This is a genomic window from Erythrobacter sp. JB1-7 (assembly GCF_057365015.1).
Window position 1 is genome coordinate 1,833,049 of the sequence record NZ_CP200291.1, and the last position, 15,099, is coordinate 1,848,147.

Genomic DNA, 15,099 nt, shown 5'->3' on the forward strand with positions numbered 1-15,099 from the left:
CACGTGTTAGCACATTGCAACAAGATAGCGGCCGGGGAACAGGCCTCTGCTCTATGACGTGCCTTGTAAATCAGGTGGGTTGAACGCCCGTGCAATTCAAGTGCGGGAGCAAGCGCAATATTGCTGGTCGCATTCGCGCAATACGTGGACTATCAGGCGGATATGTCTCTGATTAATCTTGACCAAAATGGCCCGGTCACAACGCTGACGATTGACCGGGCTGACACGATGAACCCACTTGGCGCGCCGGGGGACGGCGATGAATTTCGCGCCATTTGTGATGCGATTAATCGCGATTTGTCCGTGCGCTGCGTTATCTTAACGGGCGCGGGCCGGGCCTTTTCAGCCGGCGGCGATGTGAAAGCCATGCGCGACAAGACGGGCGCATTTGGCGGCACCACCCCTGCCATTTCAGACGGCTATCGCGACAATATCCATCTTATCCTACGCGCGCTGTATGGCCTGCGCGTGCCGGTAATCGCGGCGGTCAATGGGCCTGCGATTGGGCTGGGATGCGATGTGGCCTGCCTTGCCGATATGCGCATTGCGAGTGAGAAAGCGAAATTCGGCGTCACTTTCCTGAAACTCGGCATAATTCCGGGCGATGGCGGGACTTGGATTTTGCCGCGGATCATTGGTGATGCGCGCGCAGCGGAACTGTTTTTTACAGGCGATGTGATTGACGCGCCGACCGCGCTCGATTGGGGATTGGTCAGCCGGGTGGTCGCTGCCAATGATCTGATGGCACAAGCGCATAAGCTGGCAGAAAAAGTCGCCAAATTGCCGCCGCACAGCCTGCGTCAGGCCAAAACATTGCTGCGGCAGGGTCGCGAATTGAGCTATGATAGCGCGCTCGAACTGGCGGCCAATACGCAGGCGATGATGCATTCCACTGCGGATCATGCCGAAGGGGTCGCAGCCTTGATCGAAAAGCGCGATCCGGTTTTTCGGGGCGAATAAATCATGGGCGTTTTGGCGTTTCGCATCCTTGTCGCGATTGCCGTTTGTTATCTGACGGTGCTTGCGATCTTGTTCGCTTTGCAAGGACGGTTTATCTACCCTGCTCCTCAGGAAAGCCGCGATCCTGCGCCCGGATTTGAAGCGGTGAAACTGCTAACGCCTGATGGCCTCGATCTTGTCGCGCATTGGCGGGAGCCTGAATTGGGCCAGCCGGTTGCGGTGTGGTTTCATGGCAATGGCGGATCGCTGGCAGGCGCTACAATCGAGACCCAAGCGATCGCGCGTGCAGGATATGGCGTGCTGCTCGCTTCTTATCGCGGATATGGCGGCAATCCGGGAGAGCCATCGGAGCAGGGGCTGTATGATGATGGGCGCACCGCAATGGCATTTCTGGCCGAGCAGGGATTTTCGCCTGACCAGATCATTATTGGCGGCAATTCGCTGGGGTCGGGTGTTGCTGTGCAAATGGCCAATGAGAATTGGCCCGCCGCGCTGATTCTGGTCTCGCCGTTCACATCGCTTACTGATGCGGCGGCCGATGCTTTGCCGATGTTTCCGGTGCGGCCCTTGCTGAAAGACACCTATGACAATGCGAGCAAGCTTGATGGCATGCAATTGCCGCTGCTGATCCAGCACGGCACGGCGGACAATGTGGTGCCCTTTGCGCATGGCAAAGCGTTAAGCGAGCGGGTTGAAGGCAGCGCGTTTCAGGCGTTCGAAGGCGCTGGCCACGACCTGACCTTCACCGCCGATGCGCAGGACGCGCAGGTCCAGTGGTTAGAGGCGCAGGGTTTTGGCGCTGAGACCGTTACGCCGCCAAGCCGTTAGAGCCAGCGCCAGATACCAGCAGCAATCCCGCCAATCGGCAAATGCGCCCAGCTGAGCGCGGCGAACAGAACAATCCCAATCACCCATGGCACTGGGCCTGCGGACGCAAAGCCTGTGAGGCGCGGCCAAAAGCTGGTGCGCTGTTCCCATTGCTCCCACGCATCCCCCATCAGCGCGCGTTTCTTAACGTCCTGCATATGCGCGCCGACCAGCGCGAGCAGCCCCATCGCAAAAGCGGTGATCATGGTGCGCCAGCTCCAGAAAAGGACCATGTGTGACAGCGCCCACAGCGCAAACCCCCACATCATGGGATGGCGCGTAATGGTGAAGACACCCTTGGGCGCGGCGCGGGCCATATCCTCTGATCCCGGCATGCCCAGCGCAGGATTGCCGATCATGGAGCCTGCATAAAGCACAGCCATCGGCAAAGTCAGCGCGGTTGCGATGATCCAGCCAGCCGTGCCCGATCCCGGTAAATCAGCCGGCGGCGATGCGGTGAATGCGAAATAGATCCACACGAGCAGCGCCAGACTGATGGCCGAATAAGCGATCTGCTGCCCGGTTTCGTCCAGCGCTTTGACCATGGGCGCGCGCAGCGGGTGCGACATGATGAAATGAGTCGCGACAAACGCCGCATTGGCTGCGATCAATTGGTAAAGCTGCGCGTCCATATACAATCCCTCCCCAGAGCAGTCCGGAGAAGTCTATCATTTCACTTGGCCGGTGGGAATAATGGTTGCCTGCGCGGTCGCGACATGGATGGGATCGGTGCCCTTGCTTTCGGCCCAAACATCGCTGCGGACGACCACTTGGCGTTTGCCTGGTTTGATGACCTCGCCTTTGGCTATCAGGCTGTCTCCAAGGGCAGGGCGCAGAAAGTTGATCGTGTATGACCCCGTGACGACATCGCCTGCGACCGATGCTCCGGCCCATGCGCATGCATTATCGGCCATCAAGCCGACGATTGCGCCGTGGGCAAAGCCGTGGTGCTGGGTCATTTCAGGGCGCAATACAAGGCGCAGCTCGCTCGCGCCTTGCCACACGAGATGCGGTTCAACCTGGAGCCAATTTGAGAACCCTGATCCTTTCACCGCGACTTTCTTCATATAGGCAAGCGAGGCTTCGGGGCTGTCGAAACGGGATTGGGTCATGAGGAGGCTCCGCATAAAGTCTGAAAAGCAGATGTTATGCAGCTTGCGCGCGCTGGAGGCAAGTCTGTATTGCAGATTGACCAGGAGCCAATGCCAATATGAAAACCTATCGTCCCTCAAAAGCGCCATGTCCGATTGGTCGATCTGCCAGATTGCTGGGTGATCGATGGGTATTGTTGATCTTGCGCGAAGCATTCTTGGGCGCGAGCAAGTTTGAACAATTTGTCGAGCGATTGGACATCAATCGCGCCGCGCTCACATCGCGGCTGGCAATCCTCCAAGAAGCAGGGCTGTTGGTGCGCGACCCGCCAGAGGGAAAGCGTGCAACCTATATTCTAACGGAAAGCGGGCGTGCACTGGTCCCGCTATACCGTGAGATGGCGAAGTGGGGGGCAGAGCATTTGTTCAGTGATGGAGAAGCGTTGCGACATTGGCCTGATTAGCGGCTGGCAATTGAGCTTAAATTGTTTCGGGTTGCCTAACCGCCGATATCGAGCAGCTCAATCTTGAAAATCAATGTCGCGCCGCCCGGAATTGGGCCGCTGCCTTGCGGGCCGTAAGCCAGGTCCGCAGGGATCGCGACTTCGATCGCTTCGCCAATGCCGATTTGAGGTATGGCGAGCTGCCAGCCCTTGATCAGGTTGCTCAAAGGGAATTTAGCCGGTTCGCCGCGTTCATAAGAACTGTCGAACACGGACCCGTCGATCAATCGGCCCTCGTAATGAACCGTGACAGTGTCGGACACCGCAGGCTTTTGCTGCGATCCGGTGTAGGTGAGATATTTATAACGCACCCCGCCCGGGATGAAATACCAGCCATCTGCCGAGCTCAGATTGAGCAAGTAGAGCTGCTGTTTCGAATGCCACGCGCCATCGCGCACTACGGGCGCGTCGCCAGATCCAGCCTCATCCTGCGCGGTTGCGGGATATGCCGACAGGATCAGTCCGCCCATGATCGGGGCCAAAATGAGACGTTTCATACGCGTGTTCTCCAAAGTGGTTTGAAGCCCTGGCGGCCGATTATTCGGCGATAGGTGTCGCGGGACGAACGCCCGCCTGCTGAGCATTTGCGCCAGCTGCCTCTGCCTGATCATCGTCATCTGTCAGCGTATCGAGATGCATCAGCTTTTTGACCAAGGGCGAGACAATGATGACAGCAACGCCAATTCCGGCAGCGACCAGACCCATTGTCCAGTAAACTTCCAGCGCTCCTTCGCGCGTCATATTGCCGCCTTCGCCTTCGCCCATCAGCGATCCCATAAAGCCTGCAACAAACTGCCCGCCTGCCGTGCCAAAGAAGAAAGCTGCCATCATCAGGCTGGCCATATGCTTGACCGAAAGCCGGTTCATCGCCGACAGGCCAACAGGCGACAAGCACAGTTCGCCCGTGGTCGAAAGCAGGTAGAAGATAAACAGGAACAACACCGGCATCATGATCGCGCCTTCGGCGTTGGTGGTGCTGAAATTGTTCGCGCCCCAGACCATGACAATAAACGCAAGGCCCATCTGGACAATGCCCAGACCCATCTTGGCAGGCGTGGACGGTTCGATATTGCGCGCCGCCATCATCTGCCATGCAATCGCAAATAGCGGTGCGAGCAGGATGATGAAGATCGGATTGATCGATTGGAAGAATGTGGTTGGGATGGCTCCGCGATCAACGTGACGGTCAGTGAACAGGTTCACCGAGCCGCCTGCCTGTTCAAACAGCCCCCAAAACACCGGCATCAGCAGGATAAAGAAGATCATTGCAAACACCCTGTCGCGCGCTTCCTTGTCGAGCTTGAACGCTTCGATAAGGACATAGACCAGCAGGGCGATGCCAGCGACCGCCAGCAATCCGCCAACAAGGCTTTGGTATTGGATCAACACCCAAATCACCGCGACACCGGCAAGACCAACACCGTAGAGCAGCCATTCAAAATTGATCCCGGCGACTTTTTCTTTGAGTTTGTGCGGGACGGGCGATTCGCCATTGCCCTTGAGCAGAGGCTTGCCGACGATAAACACAATAAGGCCCACCAGCATGCCGATGCCCGCCAGACCAAAGCCAAGCGCCCAGCTGACCGTTTCGCCAAGGAACGCCGCGATAAGAACGCCGGTCGCCGCGCCCAGGTTCACACCCATGTAGAAAATCGTATAGGCCCCATCGCGGCGGATATCGGTGCGCGGGTAAAGCTGGCCAACCAGCACGGAAATGTTTGCTTTCAAAAAGCCCGAACCAACAATGATGAGCGCCAGTGCAAGCCAAAAGACATTGAGCGTGGGGTCGTTCTGGAAACCTGATCCATCGCCTTCGAACGCCATGAAGATATGGCCCAGCGTTAGCAGGATTGCGCCGAACAACACCGCTTTGCGCTGGCCCAGATACCGATCAGCCAACCAGCCCCCAAGTACGGGAGTGATATAAACAAGCGTGCCATAAGCACCGTAGATCAGGTTGGCGGTTCCATCAGAATACAGCCAATGTTTCGTCAGATACAGGACGAGCAATGCGCGCATCCCATAGAACGAAAATCGCTCCCACATTTCTGCAAAGAACAGCATGTACAGGCCTTTGGGATGGCCCAGCACTTCTTCTTGCGGGCGGGTGATCGCCCATGCTCCGGCTGCCAGAAAGACAAACAGCACCACACTTGCTGCTGTTGCGGCCCATTCTCCATAGCCCCAGGCTGAGATATCCATAAACGTGTGCTTCCCCGATGATCCCTTTGGCCGCGTTGTCGCCAGCCTTGTTTGAAGCTCCGCACCCTAACGGCCAAATCGCAACTGTGAAGACTTAGTTACAGGCGAAACCGCGCTTCATGGTTTGTGTCGCATCTGTGCACTGGGGGATGTGCAGCCCTTTTTGGCAACACAATGTAACCGGACGCGAGCTTGACGCGAATGGCTGTATTATGGCACTGCATCACCTAGCGAGGATATAATGAGCCAAAGCCGACCCGTTTACTTGAAATTGCGCGATCAGATCGCGGCTGCCATTATCGATGGCGATTATGCCGAAGGGGCAATGCTGCCATCGGTTCGCGCTTTGGCAGCCCAGCAGGGCGCCAATCCGCTGACTGTGGCAAAAGCCTATCAGCAGTTTCAGAACGATGGCCTTGTCGAAGTGCAACGCGGCGTTGGCATGTATGTGGTGAAAGGCGCAGCGCAGCAATTGCGCAGCCGGGAACGCGACCAGTTCCTGCGCGAAGAATGGCCCGAAATCCGCGCGCGGATGGACCGTTTAGGCCTTTCGCCAGCGGATCTGACCGAAACCGGCTAAATCGGATGCATTTGCTGCATCTGCCAATTGGCTTTAGAATCAATGACCTGCCGTAACTTCCTCTAACTCAATGAAATTTTCGCGTTCGCACAGCTTGCGCAAAACGCGATGGTCTGGCACGTAAATGTAACAGGGGGCGTTCATCGGGTCGGGACGCTAAAATTCTGGCGGGGATTTTGCCGTCGACGACGCTAGCGACGCGCGAGGTATGCGCGGGCTATGGGGAGACTGAAATGATCAGATCCGAGCTGCTCCAAGAGCTCCACAAAGACAATCCGGAACTGCGTGCAGAAGAAATCGAGCAGGTGGTGGACATCTTTTTCGACGAAATTGCCGGGCGTTTGGCCGAAGGCGGGCGGGTTGAACTGCGCGGCTTTGGCGCGTTCTCCACGCGTGAACGCGAAGCGCGCACCGGGCGCAATCCGCGCACCGGCGAAGCGGTGGAAGTTCCGGCAAAGCGCGTGCCCTATTTCAAAGCGGGCAAGGAAATTCGCAAACGCTTAAACGGCGATTGATCCCCGCTTAAGCCGCGATCAGTTTCGCATCTTCATCATCGGCAAGACCCGGCACAGGGTAGGCGCGTTCCTGATCGAGGGCTGCGAACACGGCGTTGATAATCTCTTCGGTCCCGCCTTCAGCGGTGACGTCGATGGGCATCATGCCAAGGGTCGCAAATTCATCCATAGGATCGCTGCCGGACAGGGCGATCACGCGGGCGATGCCCGGCAGGCGTTCTTGCACGAGCGGGGTTAGCTCGCGCGATATCGCGACATTGCCTGTGGCCACCAGCACAACCTTGCGCCGCTCCATCCCCAGGGCATCCCAGCTGCGCGGATCGGCGGGATTGGCGCTGTGGACATGGTATCCATCAGCAAGCGCGCGTTCAAATCGCGGTGTGTCAGCTTCAACCGCAAGATAGCCGATGCCGTTATAGCTCAGCGCATCGGCCACCGCCCGTCCGGCAGGCGCAAGCCCGATAATCACCACGGGCGCGTCATCGCCCGCCAGTTTCTGATCGGGCGGCCCCGCGCGCAATTTTCCTGCGAGGGATCGGCCCCAATTTGATACGAGCGGAGTGACGGCCAGACTGATCGCGATGGCTGTGACCAGGATCGACACCAGTTGCGGTTCGACCATTCCTGCAAGGGCGGGCAAGGCCAAAAGGACCAGCGCAAATTCGCTGCCCTGTCCAAGCAGGAATCCCAATTGAATAGAACCCGGCACAGACCAGCGATTGGCAAGGCCGGCTGCCACATTCATCGCGCATTTGATCGCGATAAGGCCCGCTGCAGCCATGATGGCAACCAGCCAATTGTCCGCCAGAGTGGCAGGATCAATCGACAGGCCAACCGAGATGAAAAAGAAACCAAGAAACAGGCCTTTGAATGCGTCAATCTCGGTTTGGACCATGATCCGGTAACGCGAATCTGCCACCGCCATTCCGCCCAGAAACGCTCCCAAAGTCAGCGATAGGCCCGCCATGCCCGCCGCCCAGCCCGCCGCAAGAGCGATGAACAAAGCGGTCGCGGTGTAGACTTCTGCGCTTCCGACCTTTGCAATCGCGCGGAACACGGGCTCGGTTAGGTAGCGGGCAAACAGCACCGCAATGGCAAAAGCGCATAAGGCTTTCACCCCCGCCATGCCCAGCGCCGGTGCCAATGTGCTGCCGCTGCCCAAGGCGCCCACCGCGACCAGCAAAAGGATCGCGGCGATGTCTTGAAAGATCAGAATCGATTGGGCCGCTCTGCCAACGGGGCAATCTTCCTGGCCCCGTTCTTTTACAAGGCCAATCACCACCGCGGTGGAGGATAGCCCCATGGCAAGACCAGCGATAATCGCAAACTCGATCGGGATCACAAGATTGCTAAGTGCGCCCACCGCCATAAACAGCCCGGCAAAGGCGCCGCCAGCCACCAGCATTTGCAAGCTGCCAAATCCGAATATGTTGGCCGCTTCTGCCCGGATGCGCCCGAGCGAGAAATGCAGCCCCAGATTAAACAGCAAAAACATGATTCCAACTTCTGCCAATGCGACAACGATCGGGCCTGAAAACGCATCGGCATAGCCGAGAATGGAGAGAGCGAGCCCAAGTCCGAGATAGCCAACAATCGGGTTCAATCGCGCCATTCGGGCCAGCACCGCAGCACCAATGCCCAATCCCAGCAGCGTTATTGCGGGCTGGATTGTTGCGACCACCGAATGGCCATCGTGAAGCGCATCGCCTGCCATGTTGTCTGTGTCCCATAGCAGCGGGCATGAACGCGCGCTGCTATCAGTTAAGTGGGCGGAGATTATGCTGATGACAAGGGCTTTGGCGCAAGAGTGACAGCAGCGGTTGCAGCGGCGCTTTGGGCTGGCTATCGAACCGGCAGGTCAGTGCATGCGGGTGTGGCGGAATGGTAGACGCCGGGGACTTAAAATCCCCTGATCCTATAGATCGTGCGGGTTCGAGTCCCGCCACCCGCACCATGAAATCGTTGGACTTTCTCGAGGAATCGGTGACAGTGTGTTTCGTTGAGGATGGCATCTAGGCCCGAAATAGACCCGACGTGTTTTGCGGCTCCTGGTTTCTGACGAGCGGGGAAGGTATGGGAATCGAATGGGCCGGGCTTAGTAAGAGGGGGAGCGGTAGTTCAACGAGATGGCATTTGTACTTGAAATGTTCTAGAGCCAGTTGATGGCGGATTCCCACTTCAAGGTAGAGGTCCAAGGCGATCACTTGGAGAAGCTCGCGAGCGCGCGGCCAATTCAGGCGTTGGCCGAACTCGTGTGGAATTCGCTCGATGCTGACGCGACGGATGTCCAGATAGAGGTCCAGTCGAACGAGTTCGGCATGCAGTCGGTCACTGTGCGTGACAACGGTCATGGCATCCCCCACGAGGACGCCGGGCCCCTCTTCGGAAAGCTGGGAGGATCGTGGAAGGCGCACGGGAGCGTCTCCAAGACCAAGTCGCGCATGCTTCACGGGAAAGAGGGCAGGGGCCGGTTCAAGGCACTCGCGCTCGGGCGCGTCTCAGACTGGCTGGTAACGTACGGTGCTCAGGATGAACTCAAACGCTACAAGATCACACTCCTCCGCGATAATCTGATCGACGTACGTGTCACCGAGCCCACGGGAGTTAGGGCCGGGCAAACAGGGACCGAGGTTAGGGTGACAGAGCTACACCGCGACTTCCGGTCATTAGAGGGCGAGAGCGCAGTCCAAGAGCTGTCGGAGATCTTCGCACTCTACCTCAGCGACTATCCTGACGTTTCCATCTCGCTCAACGGCGAACAGCTAGACCCCGCCAATGCCATCGCGACCCGAGAAACCTTCGCTTTGGACCCAATCGTAGACGATGGGGACGAGCATGCGCTCGTTCTCGAACTGATCGAGTGGAAAGCCAACACCGAGCGTGTCGTCTATCTCTGCACTGAAAGCGGCTTCCCGCTTCAGCGTCGGCAGCCGCGCTTTCACACGCCGGGCTTCCAGTTCTCCGCCTATCTGAAGTCTCCCTACATCTCACACCTTCATCAGGCCGGGGCGCTCGAATTGGCGGAGATGAACCCGGCTCTCCAATCGGCCTACGAGGCTGCTCAAGACCGGATAAAGGAGTACTTTCGGGCACGCGAAGCCGACGCCGCAAGGTCCGAGATCGAACAGTGGAAGGCCGAGCAGGTTTATCCCTATGTCGCAGAGCCGGAGACCAGCGTGCAGGAAGCGGAGCGCAAGGTCTTCGACATCGTGGCGCTAAACGTGAATCGGCATCTCCCTGAGTTTTCAGAGAGCAGCCGCAAGACCAAAGCCTTCCAGCTAAGGATGCTGCGGCAGGCGATCGAGAGCGGCCCCGAGGATCTGCAGCTCATCCTTACCGAGGTTCTCGATCTGCCCGAAAGGAAACAAAAGGAGCTAGCGAAGCTTCTTGAGGAGGCCTCCCTCGCAAACGTCATCAGTGCATCCAAGCTTGTCGCAGATCGGCTTAAGTTCCTGACGGGGCTGGAAGCACTGCTCTTCGACCCAGAATACAAGACACGGCTCAAGGAACGCAGTCAGCTTCACCGGATCCTCGCGGACAACAACACTTGGCTCTTCGGTGAAGAATTTAGCCTGAGCGTCGACGACCAGTCGCTCACCGAGGTACTGAGAAAACACCGTAAACTGATCGGGGAAGAGACCGCGATCGACAAGGCAGTGACTAGAGTGGACGGCAAGAAGGGCATAGTCGACCTCATGCTCTCTCGCTCAATCCCTCAGAGCCGAGCAGAAGAGCGCGAACACTTAGTGGTGGAGCTGAAGCGGCCAACTGTGAAGATCGGGAGCGCCGAGATCACTCAGGTCAAGGACTACGCTTTCGCCGTCGCTGAAGACGAGCGGTTCGAGGCGCTCAAAACACGTTGGAGCTTCTGGGTAGTCTCCAACGGATTCGACAAAGCAGGTAAGCGTGAGGCCAGGCAAAGCGATCGACCGGCAGGTCAGGTCTACAAAGACGAGAAAATCGAGGTTTGGTGCAAGACTTGGGGCGAGGTTATCGAGGAGGCCAAGTCTCGAATGAAGTTCGTGGAAGATCATCTCAAAGCAAACATCGATAAGGATGCTTCGCTCAAATACCTTCGGCAGACGTATGATAAGTATCTCTCTGGTGTGATCGACGAGACGGACGAGGTCGAGCAAGACGAAGATGAGAACCAAGCCGATGATGGTGAAGTGGCTGCAAGCTGAATGCGGTTCCTGCGCCTGCAGGAACCGCATCGAAGGGGGCTCGGACTATTTTGTTCAGTGGATTACTTCCGTTTCGAGTTCCTTCACGCCCGGTTCGTCACGCAGGGCTCCCAACAACCCCATGGAAGCGCTTATTAGCTCGAGCGTCTCAACGTAGATTTCGGATGCTGGCTGAAGCATGAGCTGCCGCTCCGCCTTTCCGATGATCTCTTCCAAGAGCGCGATTTCGCGTTCGCTGGGTCTTCGCGCCACGCCCCATTCGAGCTCCTCAAGCGCTCGCTGCCTGCTGATAAGGTTCATCATGCCGCCTCCCTGAAAATTGGAGGTAAACTGTCGAAAAAGCCCATACGAACCAATGTGCGCCCAAGATCTTCGGCTGACTTAAGCGGAGGATGCCCGGCGGCCAAGAGACGATCTAGTGTCCCCTGCATTACAGTGTTGCAAAGCCACTCCGTGAACTCCTTCTTGTCATTTGAGGCCCACGCCTCCAACCCCCTCGCGATCGCGGTTCCCCTTCGACAGTGTCGAGCCAGAACTCTGCGATTTCCCTAGTCAGAGGGTCGGAGAGGTCCAGGTTTGCAGCTGTGGCTGAAGCGCTCGTTGTATTGTGTGTCATCTATTGCTTGCTCCTTCTGTTTGGACTAGGAGCACGAATCATGTGCCGTGCATCCGGTACACCGTTTTGCACAACTCATTGCGGGACGCAAGGAAATTGTGTGCCCGTACACCAATTTTCTCAGGAGACCTCTTTGGCACGCTCATTCAGGATGAACCTCTCACTCCCCGACGACCTGCACGAGGCGGTTGAGGCGAAGGCCACCGACGAGCGCCGTGCGCTTGGCGATGTGATCCGCGACATACTTAGGGAGCAACTGCTGGGCCCGGACGCTGAACCGGCAGTTCGCGGCGTGGGCGACCTGGCGCGTCGCCTCATAAGGGACGGCCTTCCAAACGAGGCGGTGCTGGAGCGGGTTCTGGAGGAGTACCCGGACGCGTCGACATCGCTGGACAGCGTCTCATGGTACAGGTCTGCGCTTCGCCGAGAGGGCGAGGACGTGCCCACCTCCCTAGAGGCGGAACGCCGGATGCCCAAGGGAGACTAGCCCCCGCCGACCTCGGCCTTCACGATGTCGATTGCGCTGACCAGTGAAACGAGCCTACCCGCCTTCGCCTTCTCGATCTGGGTCTGCTTGGCGTGCTCGATGACCTCACGGTCTGATGCCCTCCGCGCCAGACTCTCGTCGAGGGCCTTGCTCAGGCTCGGCGCTGCGGTCTCGATGCGCTCAGCAATGTCCAGGATGTCGGCGAGCGCCGAGCCTACGTCGGTGGCCTCCACCGCGTGCTCTGCGGCGGCACGGGTCATCGCGGGGTCGGCGTCCATCACGCGCGACACCATCGACTCGCGGCGCTTGCGTGCGGCGTCCGCCAACGCCCCGGCGAGCGGCTGGAGGTCGACCTCGCCGCCTTCGGCTTGGTGCGTCGCCACGTCCTCAGCGGCCTTGGCCAGCAAACCCCAGCCGCGCTTCTCGGCGTTCGCCGCGTCGTCGTGGACCATGAGGATCGCGTCCAGCAGGGGCTCGCGCGTCCGGCCCACGGTCTTCTCGAACAGGGTCATCTCACTTCTCCTTCGGCATGGTGTAAAGGTCGGCCAGCGGGCGAAGGTTCCTCCGGCTGCCCGGCACCGCCGAGAGCCTGAGGCGCTTCGCGAGCGGTCGGGCCACGTGCCACACGGCCGCGACGATGGCACCGGTGCGGGCGTGTCCGACGACCAGGGGTCGGGCGCCGTCGCCCTCACCGGTCGCTTGTTCCAGCGTCGCCGCGCGGTTCGCGAGCGTCTCAAGCTCCTCGAAGGCGGCGCTCGCCTGTGCCAGCGCGCGGTCGAACTTCTTGGCCTGCTGGTGCTGTCTCGTGCGGACCTCGCGCAGCTCCTTGGATGCGGCTGCCATCGCCTCGGCCTCGGCGCGTTCCTGCGCCTCACGCTCCTCGCGTCGGCGTTCCTCCTCGGCGAGCCGATCGAGCTCCGAGTCCAGGTCTTCCGCATCGTTGCGCGCCATCTCCTCGACGAGCGCCTTCCGCGCCTTGGCACGGTCCCTGAGCACGAACTCCCTCGCTGCCTCGAACATCGGTCCATCTCCTGCTTGGTGTCTGTGGTCCTCGCGCATCGTGCGTGCCGAGGGTGGCAATCGGCACCCTCGTTTGACCTCGGGGGCCTAACGGCGGTGGAAGCGGGAGTGGGGTCGGTACTGCGGCAGCGCTCGCTCGTAGGCCCGGCCCGACTCGTCCGGCAGGTCGCCAGCGCGCATCTGAACGGCGTACCAGCGAAGGGTGGCCGGGGAAGTCCGGTCGTCCGGTCGGAGCTCGGCGCGCACGTCTAGGATCGTGGAGTAGGTCAGGCCGACCGAGCGACCGTAGCCGTTCGTACCGACCGTGTGTTCGAGAAGGAGGGCGCAGGTGTGGCGGCTGGCCGGTCGCCAGAATGCCGCCCACCGGTGATCCCTCAGCTCGCACGGTAGCTCGCGGTGTCGCGGCGGCTCCGCGCTCGGCTCGCCCGCCACCGAGGTCTGCCTGCGCCTGTGCTCCGCCTGCCCGCTCACGTCGTCAGGCCCTCAACGGGATGGAGCCGACCCTCGACGTCCACGGAGATGCCGCACCGCTTGAGACGCCCGGCGAGCCTCATCCTTCTCATCGGCAGACGGCCGTAGGTCCGCACGTAGTGCCCGTGGAGCTCGTCGAAGTCGGCGACTGGGCCCACCCGGTCCAGCCAGGTCACGAACGGGTCGGTTGTCTCGCTCTGCATGCGTCGGCAGTGCCGCGCGTCGGGGCCTCCTTCACGCCAGCGTCTGGACCATCGTTTCGGGCCCGGCGTCGGGTCCGGGATGGGGCGCCCCGCAGCGCGCTGTAATTGCTGGACAAATCCGGCCGTTTCGGGGGAAGGGGATCGGCGGTCACTGGACGCGCCGCGGGAAGGTGCCCCCGAACAGCTCCACGACGTTCGACTGGGCGTCCGGTCCGGGCTCCGCTGGCGCCTCCTCGGGTGACGGATCGGGCGGATCGCCCTCTTCGGCGGTCTCCGTCTCGACCGGCCCTTCGGCCTTGGGCAGGTCGGCGTCAGGCCAGGTGCAGTGCGGGCCGTCCCCGCCGATCGGCGTGTTTGCGACGCGCGCAGCGATGTCTTCGAGCCTATTCCTCAGGCACCAAAGCGCACACTGCCGGCGGTTCTCTTCATCGGCGAAGGGGGCTCCAACGCAGTCCATTACCGCGGCGCCGTCGACTAGCATCACCTTAGACGTGAACACCGGATGGACCGTGCCTGTCGCCTCGCTCCAAAGCGCCTGGCCGAAGCGGTCCCAGTCGGGCGGCGCGACGAAGGTAATAACGATCTGGCCTTCACTGCTTGGAGCGACGACTTCACGCTCCACTATTGCCTCTGCGGCATCGCGATCCCCATCGGAAAGAGCACGCTTCGCGGCAGCGAGCCGCGCGCCTTCCGTTAGAAAGGGTAGATCTTCCCTATCACCCAGTGCGTCCGCTTCGATGCCTCCGACCAGCGCCGTGGCATCCTCGAAGACGACCGCTAACCTAGTCATCCTCACCCTCGCATTCTGCCAACTCAGCCTGCAGTGCGTCCAGGTCGATGGGTGCGCCCCTCTCGACCTCGGCGGTCGGCGCGACCACGTTGTTCTGCACGGCCACGAGCGGCGCCGTCCTAGCGTTGAGGTCGCGCATCCGCAGCGCCATGAGCTTCACCGCGATCCGCGGGTCCACGTTGGAGCAGTCGAAGCGGAACAACGGCTCGAAGTCGTCGTCGAGCTCGGGCTCGCCGGTGTCATCGTCCAGAGCGGGCACCCAACGACCGGTGCCCATGTGGAGCGCTGTCTGGATGACCCGCGTGGTCAGCGTCTCCTCGAAGGCCTCTACTGCGTCGTCCCACCGCGAGGCGAAGTCTTGGTCGCGCCGCCTGCGGTCGTACAGCGAGCGCCGCGCCAGGCCACTTATGTTCGCCGCGTATGTCACCTGCCCGAACTCCTCCAGCGCCGCGAGGAAGCGGTCCTCTACGTCGGAGGGTATCACGGCACGGGTGTGGTATCGGCTGGGCGCGTCGGCCACGGCCGGGGGTCTGATCTGCATGGCGCCCATGTTCGCTCTCCTGATCGGCGCGGGCCGGGGAATCCGACCGTGTCCGTCGCGCGCTCGGGA

General features: G+C 60.1%; 18 protein-coding genes and 1 tRNA gene. 9 read left to right on the forward strand and 10 right to left on the reverse strand.

Annotation, left to right across the window (positions count from 1 at the left end):
- The first annotated feature begins 162 nt into the window (after positions 1–162).
- Both AC0V6W_RS08935 and AC0V6W_RS08940 read left to right on the forward strand, forming a co-directional pair.
- The gene (locus AC0V6W_RS08935) at positions 163–960 is read left to right on the forward strand and encodes a crotonase/enoyl-CoA hydratase family protein (protein WP_486149204.1); all 798 of its coding nucleotides are present in this window, start codon (positions 163–165) and stop codon (positions 958–960) included.
- Between the two features lie 3 nt (positions 961–963).
- On the forward strand, positions 964–1,788 hold the full coding sequence (locus tag AC0V6W_RS08940; RefSeq protein ID WP_486149206.1) for an alpha/beta hydrolase: 825 nt from the start codon (positions 964–966) through the stop codon (positions 1,786–1,788).
- Here AC0V6W_RS08940 and AC0V6W_RS08945 read toward each other — a convergent pair.
- Both AC0V6W_RS08945 and AC0V6W_RS08950 read right to left on the reverse strand, forming a co-directional pair.
- Positions 1,785–2,459: an NnrU family protein gene (locus AC0V6W_RS08945; protein ID WP_486149208.1), complete on the reverse strand. Its 675-nt coding sequence runs from the start codon at positions 2,457–2,459 to the stop codon at positions 1,785–1,787. The genes AC0V6W_RS08940 and AC0V6W_RS08945 overlap by 4 nt on opposite strands.
- A 36-nt stretch (positions 2,460–2,495) precedes the next feature.
- A complete protein-coding gene (locus AC0V6W_RS08950) occupies positions 2,496–2,939 on the reverse strand; it encodes a PaaI family thioesterase (protein WP_486149210.1) in 444 nt (147 codons plus the stop codon).
- 98 nt (positions 2,940–3,037) lie between these two features.
- Here AC0V6W_RS08950 and AC0V6W_RS08955 point away from each other — a divergent pair, with 98 nt between their 5' ends.
- Positions 3,038–3,382 carry a winged helix-turn-helix transcriptional regulator gene (locus AC0V6W_RS08955; RefSeq protein WP_486149212.1) on the forward strand — a complete coding sequence of 115 codons (345 nt, stop codon included), beginning with the start codon at positions 3,038–3,040 and terminating at the stop codon, positions 3,380–3,382.
- 35 nt (positions 3,383–3,417) lie between these two features.
- Here the strand turns inward: AC0V6W_RS08955 and AC0V6W_RS08960 are convergent, their stop codons facing one another.
- Entirely contained in the window at positions 3,418–3,918 is a 501-nt protein-coding gene (locus AC0V6W_RS08960) for an FKBP-type peptidyl-prolyl cis-trans isomerase (protein WP_486149214.1), read from the reverse strand.
- A gap of 40 nt (positions 3,919–3,958) precedes the next feature.
- Positions 3,959–5,623, reverse strand: a complete 1,665-nt coding sequence (locus AC0V6W_RS08965) for a peptide MFS transporter (RefSeq protein WP_486149216.1) — start codon at positions 5,621–5,623, stop codon at positions 3,959–3,961.
- Between the two features lie 241 nt (positions 5,624–5,864).
- Between AC0V6W_RS08965 and AC0V6W_RS08970 the strand changes: the two genes are divergently transcribed.
- Positions 5,865–6,203 (forward strand): GntR family transcriptional regulator, encoded by a 339-nt coding sequence (locus AC0V6W_RS08970; protein ID WP_486149218.1) that lies wholly within the window; start codon positions 5,865–5,867, stop codon positions 6,201–6,203.
- Between the two features lie 233 nt (positions 6,204–6,436).
- Positions 6,437–6,718 (forward strand): integration host factor subunit beta, encoded by a 282-nt coding sequence (locus AC0V6W_RS08975; RefSeq protein ID WP_486149220.1) that lies wholly within the window; start codon positions 6,437–6,439, stop codon positions 6,716–6,718.
- 7 nt (positions 6,719–6,725) lie between these two features.
- On the opposite strand, the gene AC0V6W_RS08980 is transcribed toward AC0V6W_RS08975, so the two are convergent.
- Entirely contained in the window at positions 6,726–8,432 is a 1,707-nt protein-coding gene (locus AC0V6W_RS08980) for a cation:proton antiporter domain-containing protein (protein WP_486149222.1), read from the reverse strand.
- Between the two features lie 51 nt (positions 8,433–8,483).
- On the opposite strand from AC0V6W_RS08980, the gene AC0V6W_RS08985 reads away from it, so the two are divergent.
- From AC0V6W_RS08985 to AC0V6W_RS08995, 3 genes are all read left to right on the forward strand, one after another.
- Complete coding sequence (locus tag AC0V6W_RS08985; protein ID WP_486149224.1) at positions 8,484–8,606, forward strand: hypothetical protein; 123 nt, start codon at positions 8,484–8,486, stop codon at positions 8,604–8,606.
- Positions 8,586–8,672, forward strand: a tRNA-Leu gene (locus tag AC0V6W_RS08990). The genes AC0V6W_RS08985 and AC0V6W_RS08990 overlap by 21 nt, the downstream gene beginning before the upstream one ends.
- A 208-nt stretch (positions 8,673–8,880) precedes the next feature.
- Complete coding sequence (locus tag AC0V6W_RS08995; protein WP_486149226.1) at positions 8,881–10,902, forward strand: ATP-binding protein; 2,022 nt, start codon at positions 8,881–8,883, stop codon at positions 10,900–10,902.
- A 54-nt stretch (positions 10,903–10,956) separates the two neighbouring features.
- Here AC0V6W_RS08995 and AC0V6W_RS09000 read toward each other — a convergent pair whose 3' ends face one another.
- Positions 10,957–11,205: a hypothetical protein gene (locus tag AC0V6W_RS09000; RefSeq protein WP_486149228.1), complete on the reverse strand. Its 249-nt coding sequence runs from the start codon at positions 11,203–11,205 to the stop codon at positions 10,957–10,959.
- 446 nt (positions 11,206–11,651) lie between these two features.
- Between AC0V6W_RS09000 and AC0V6W_RS09005 the strand changes: the two genes are divergently transcribed.
- Positions 11,652–12,005 (forward strand): hypothetical protein, encoded by a 354-nt coding sequence (locus AC0V6W_RS09005; RefSeq protein WP_486149230.1) that lies wholly within the window; start codon positions 11,652–11,654, stop codon positions 12,003–12,005.
- Here AC0V6W_RS09005 and AC0V6W_RS09010 read toward each other — a convergent pair.
- From AC0V6W_RS09010 to AC0V6W_RS09025, 4 genes are all read right to left on the reverse strand, one after another.
- Positions 12,002–12,517 carry a hypothetical protein gene (locus tag AC0V6W_RS09010; RefSeq protein WP_486149232.1) on the reverse strand — a complete coding sequence of 172 codons (516 nt, stop codon included), beginning with the start codon at positions 12,515–12,517 and terminating at the stop codon, positions 12,002–12,004. The two genes, AC0V6W_RS09005 and AC0V6W_RS09010, sit on opposite strands and share 4 nt — an antisense overlap.
- Before the next feature lies 1 nt (position 12,518).
- Positions 12,519–13,025, reverse strand: coding sequence for a hypothetical protein (locus AC0V6W_RS09015; protein ID WP_486149234.1), 507 nt, complete (start codon positions 13,023–13,025; stop codon positions 12,519–12,521).
- A gap of 822 nt (positions 13,026–13,847) precedes the next feature.
- Entirely contained in the window at positions 13,848–14,489 is a 642-nt protein-coding gene (locus tag AC0V6W_RS09020; RefSeq protein ID WP_486149236.1) for a hypothetical protein, read from the reverse strand.
- Positions 14,482–15,039, reverse strand: coding sequence for a hypothetical protein (locus AC0V6W_RS09025; protein WP_486149238.1), 558 nt, complete (start codon positions 15,037–15,039; stop codon positions 14,482–14,484). The genes AC0V6W_RS09020 and AC0V6W_RS09025 overlap by 8 nt, the downstream gene beginning before the upstream one ends.
- Positions 15,040–15,099: the final 60 nt, after the last annotated feature.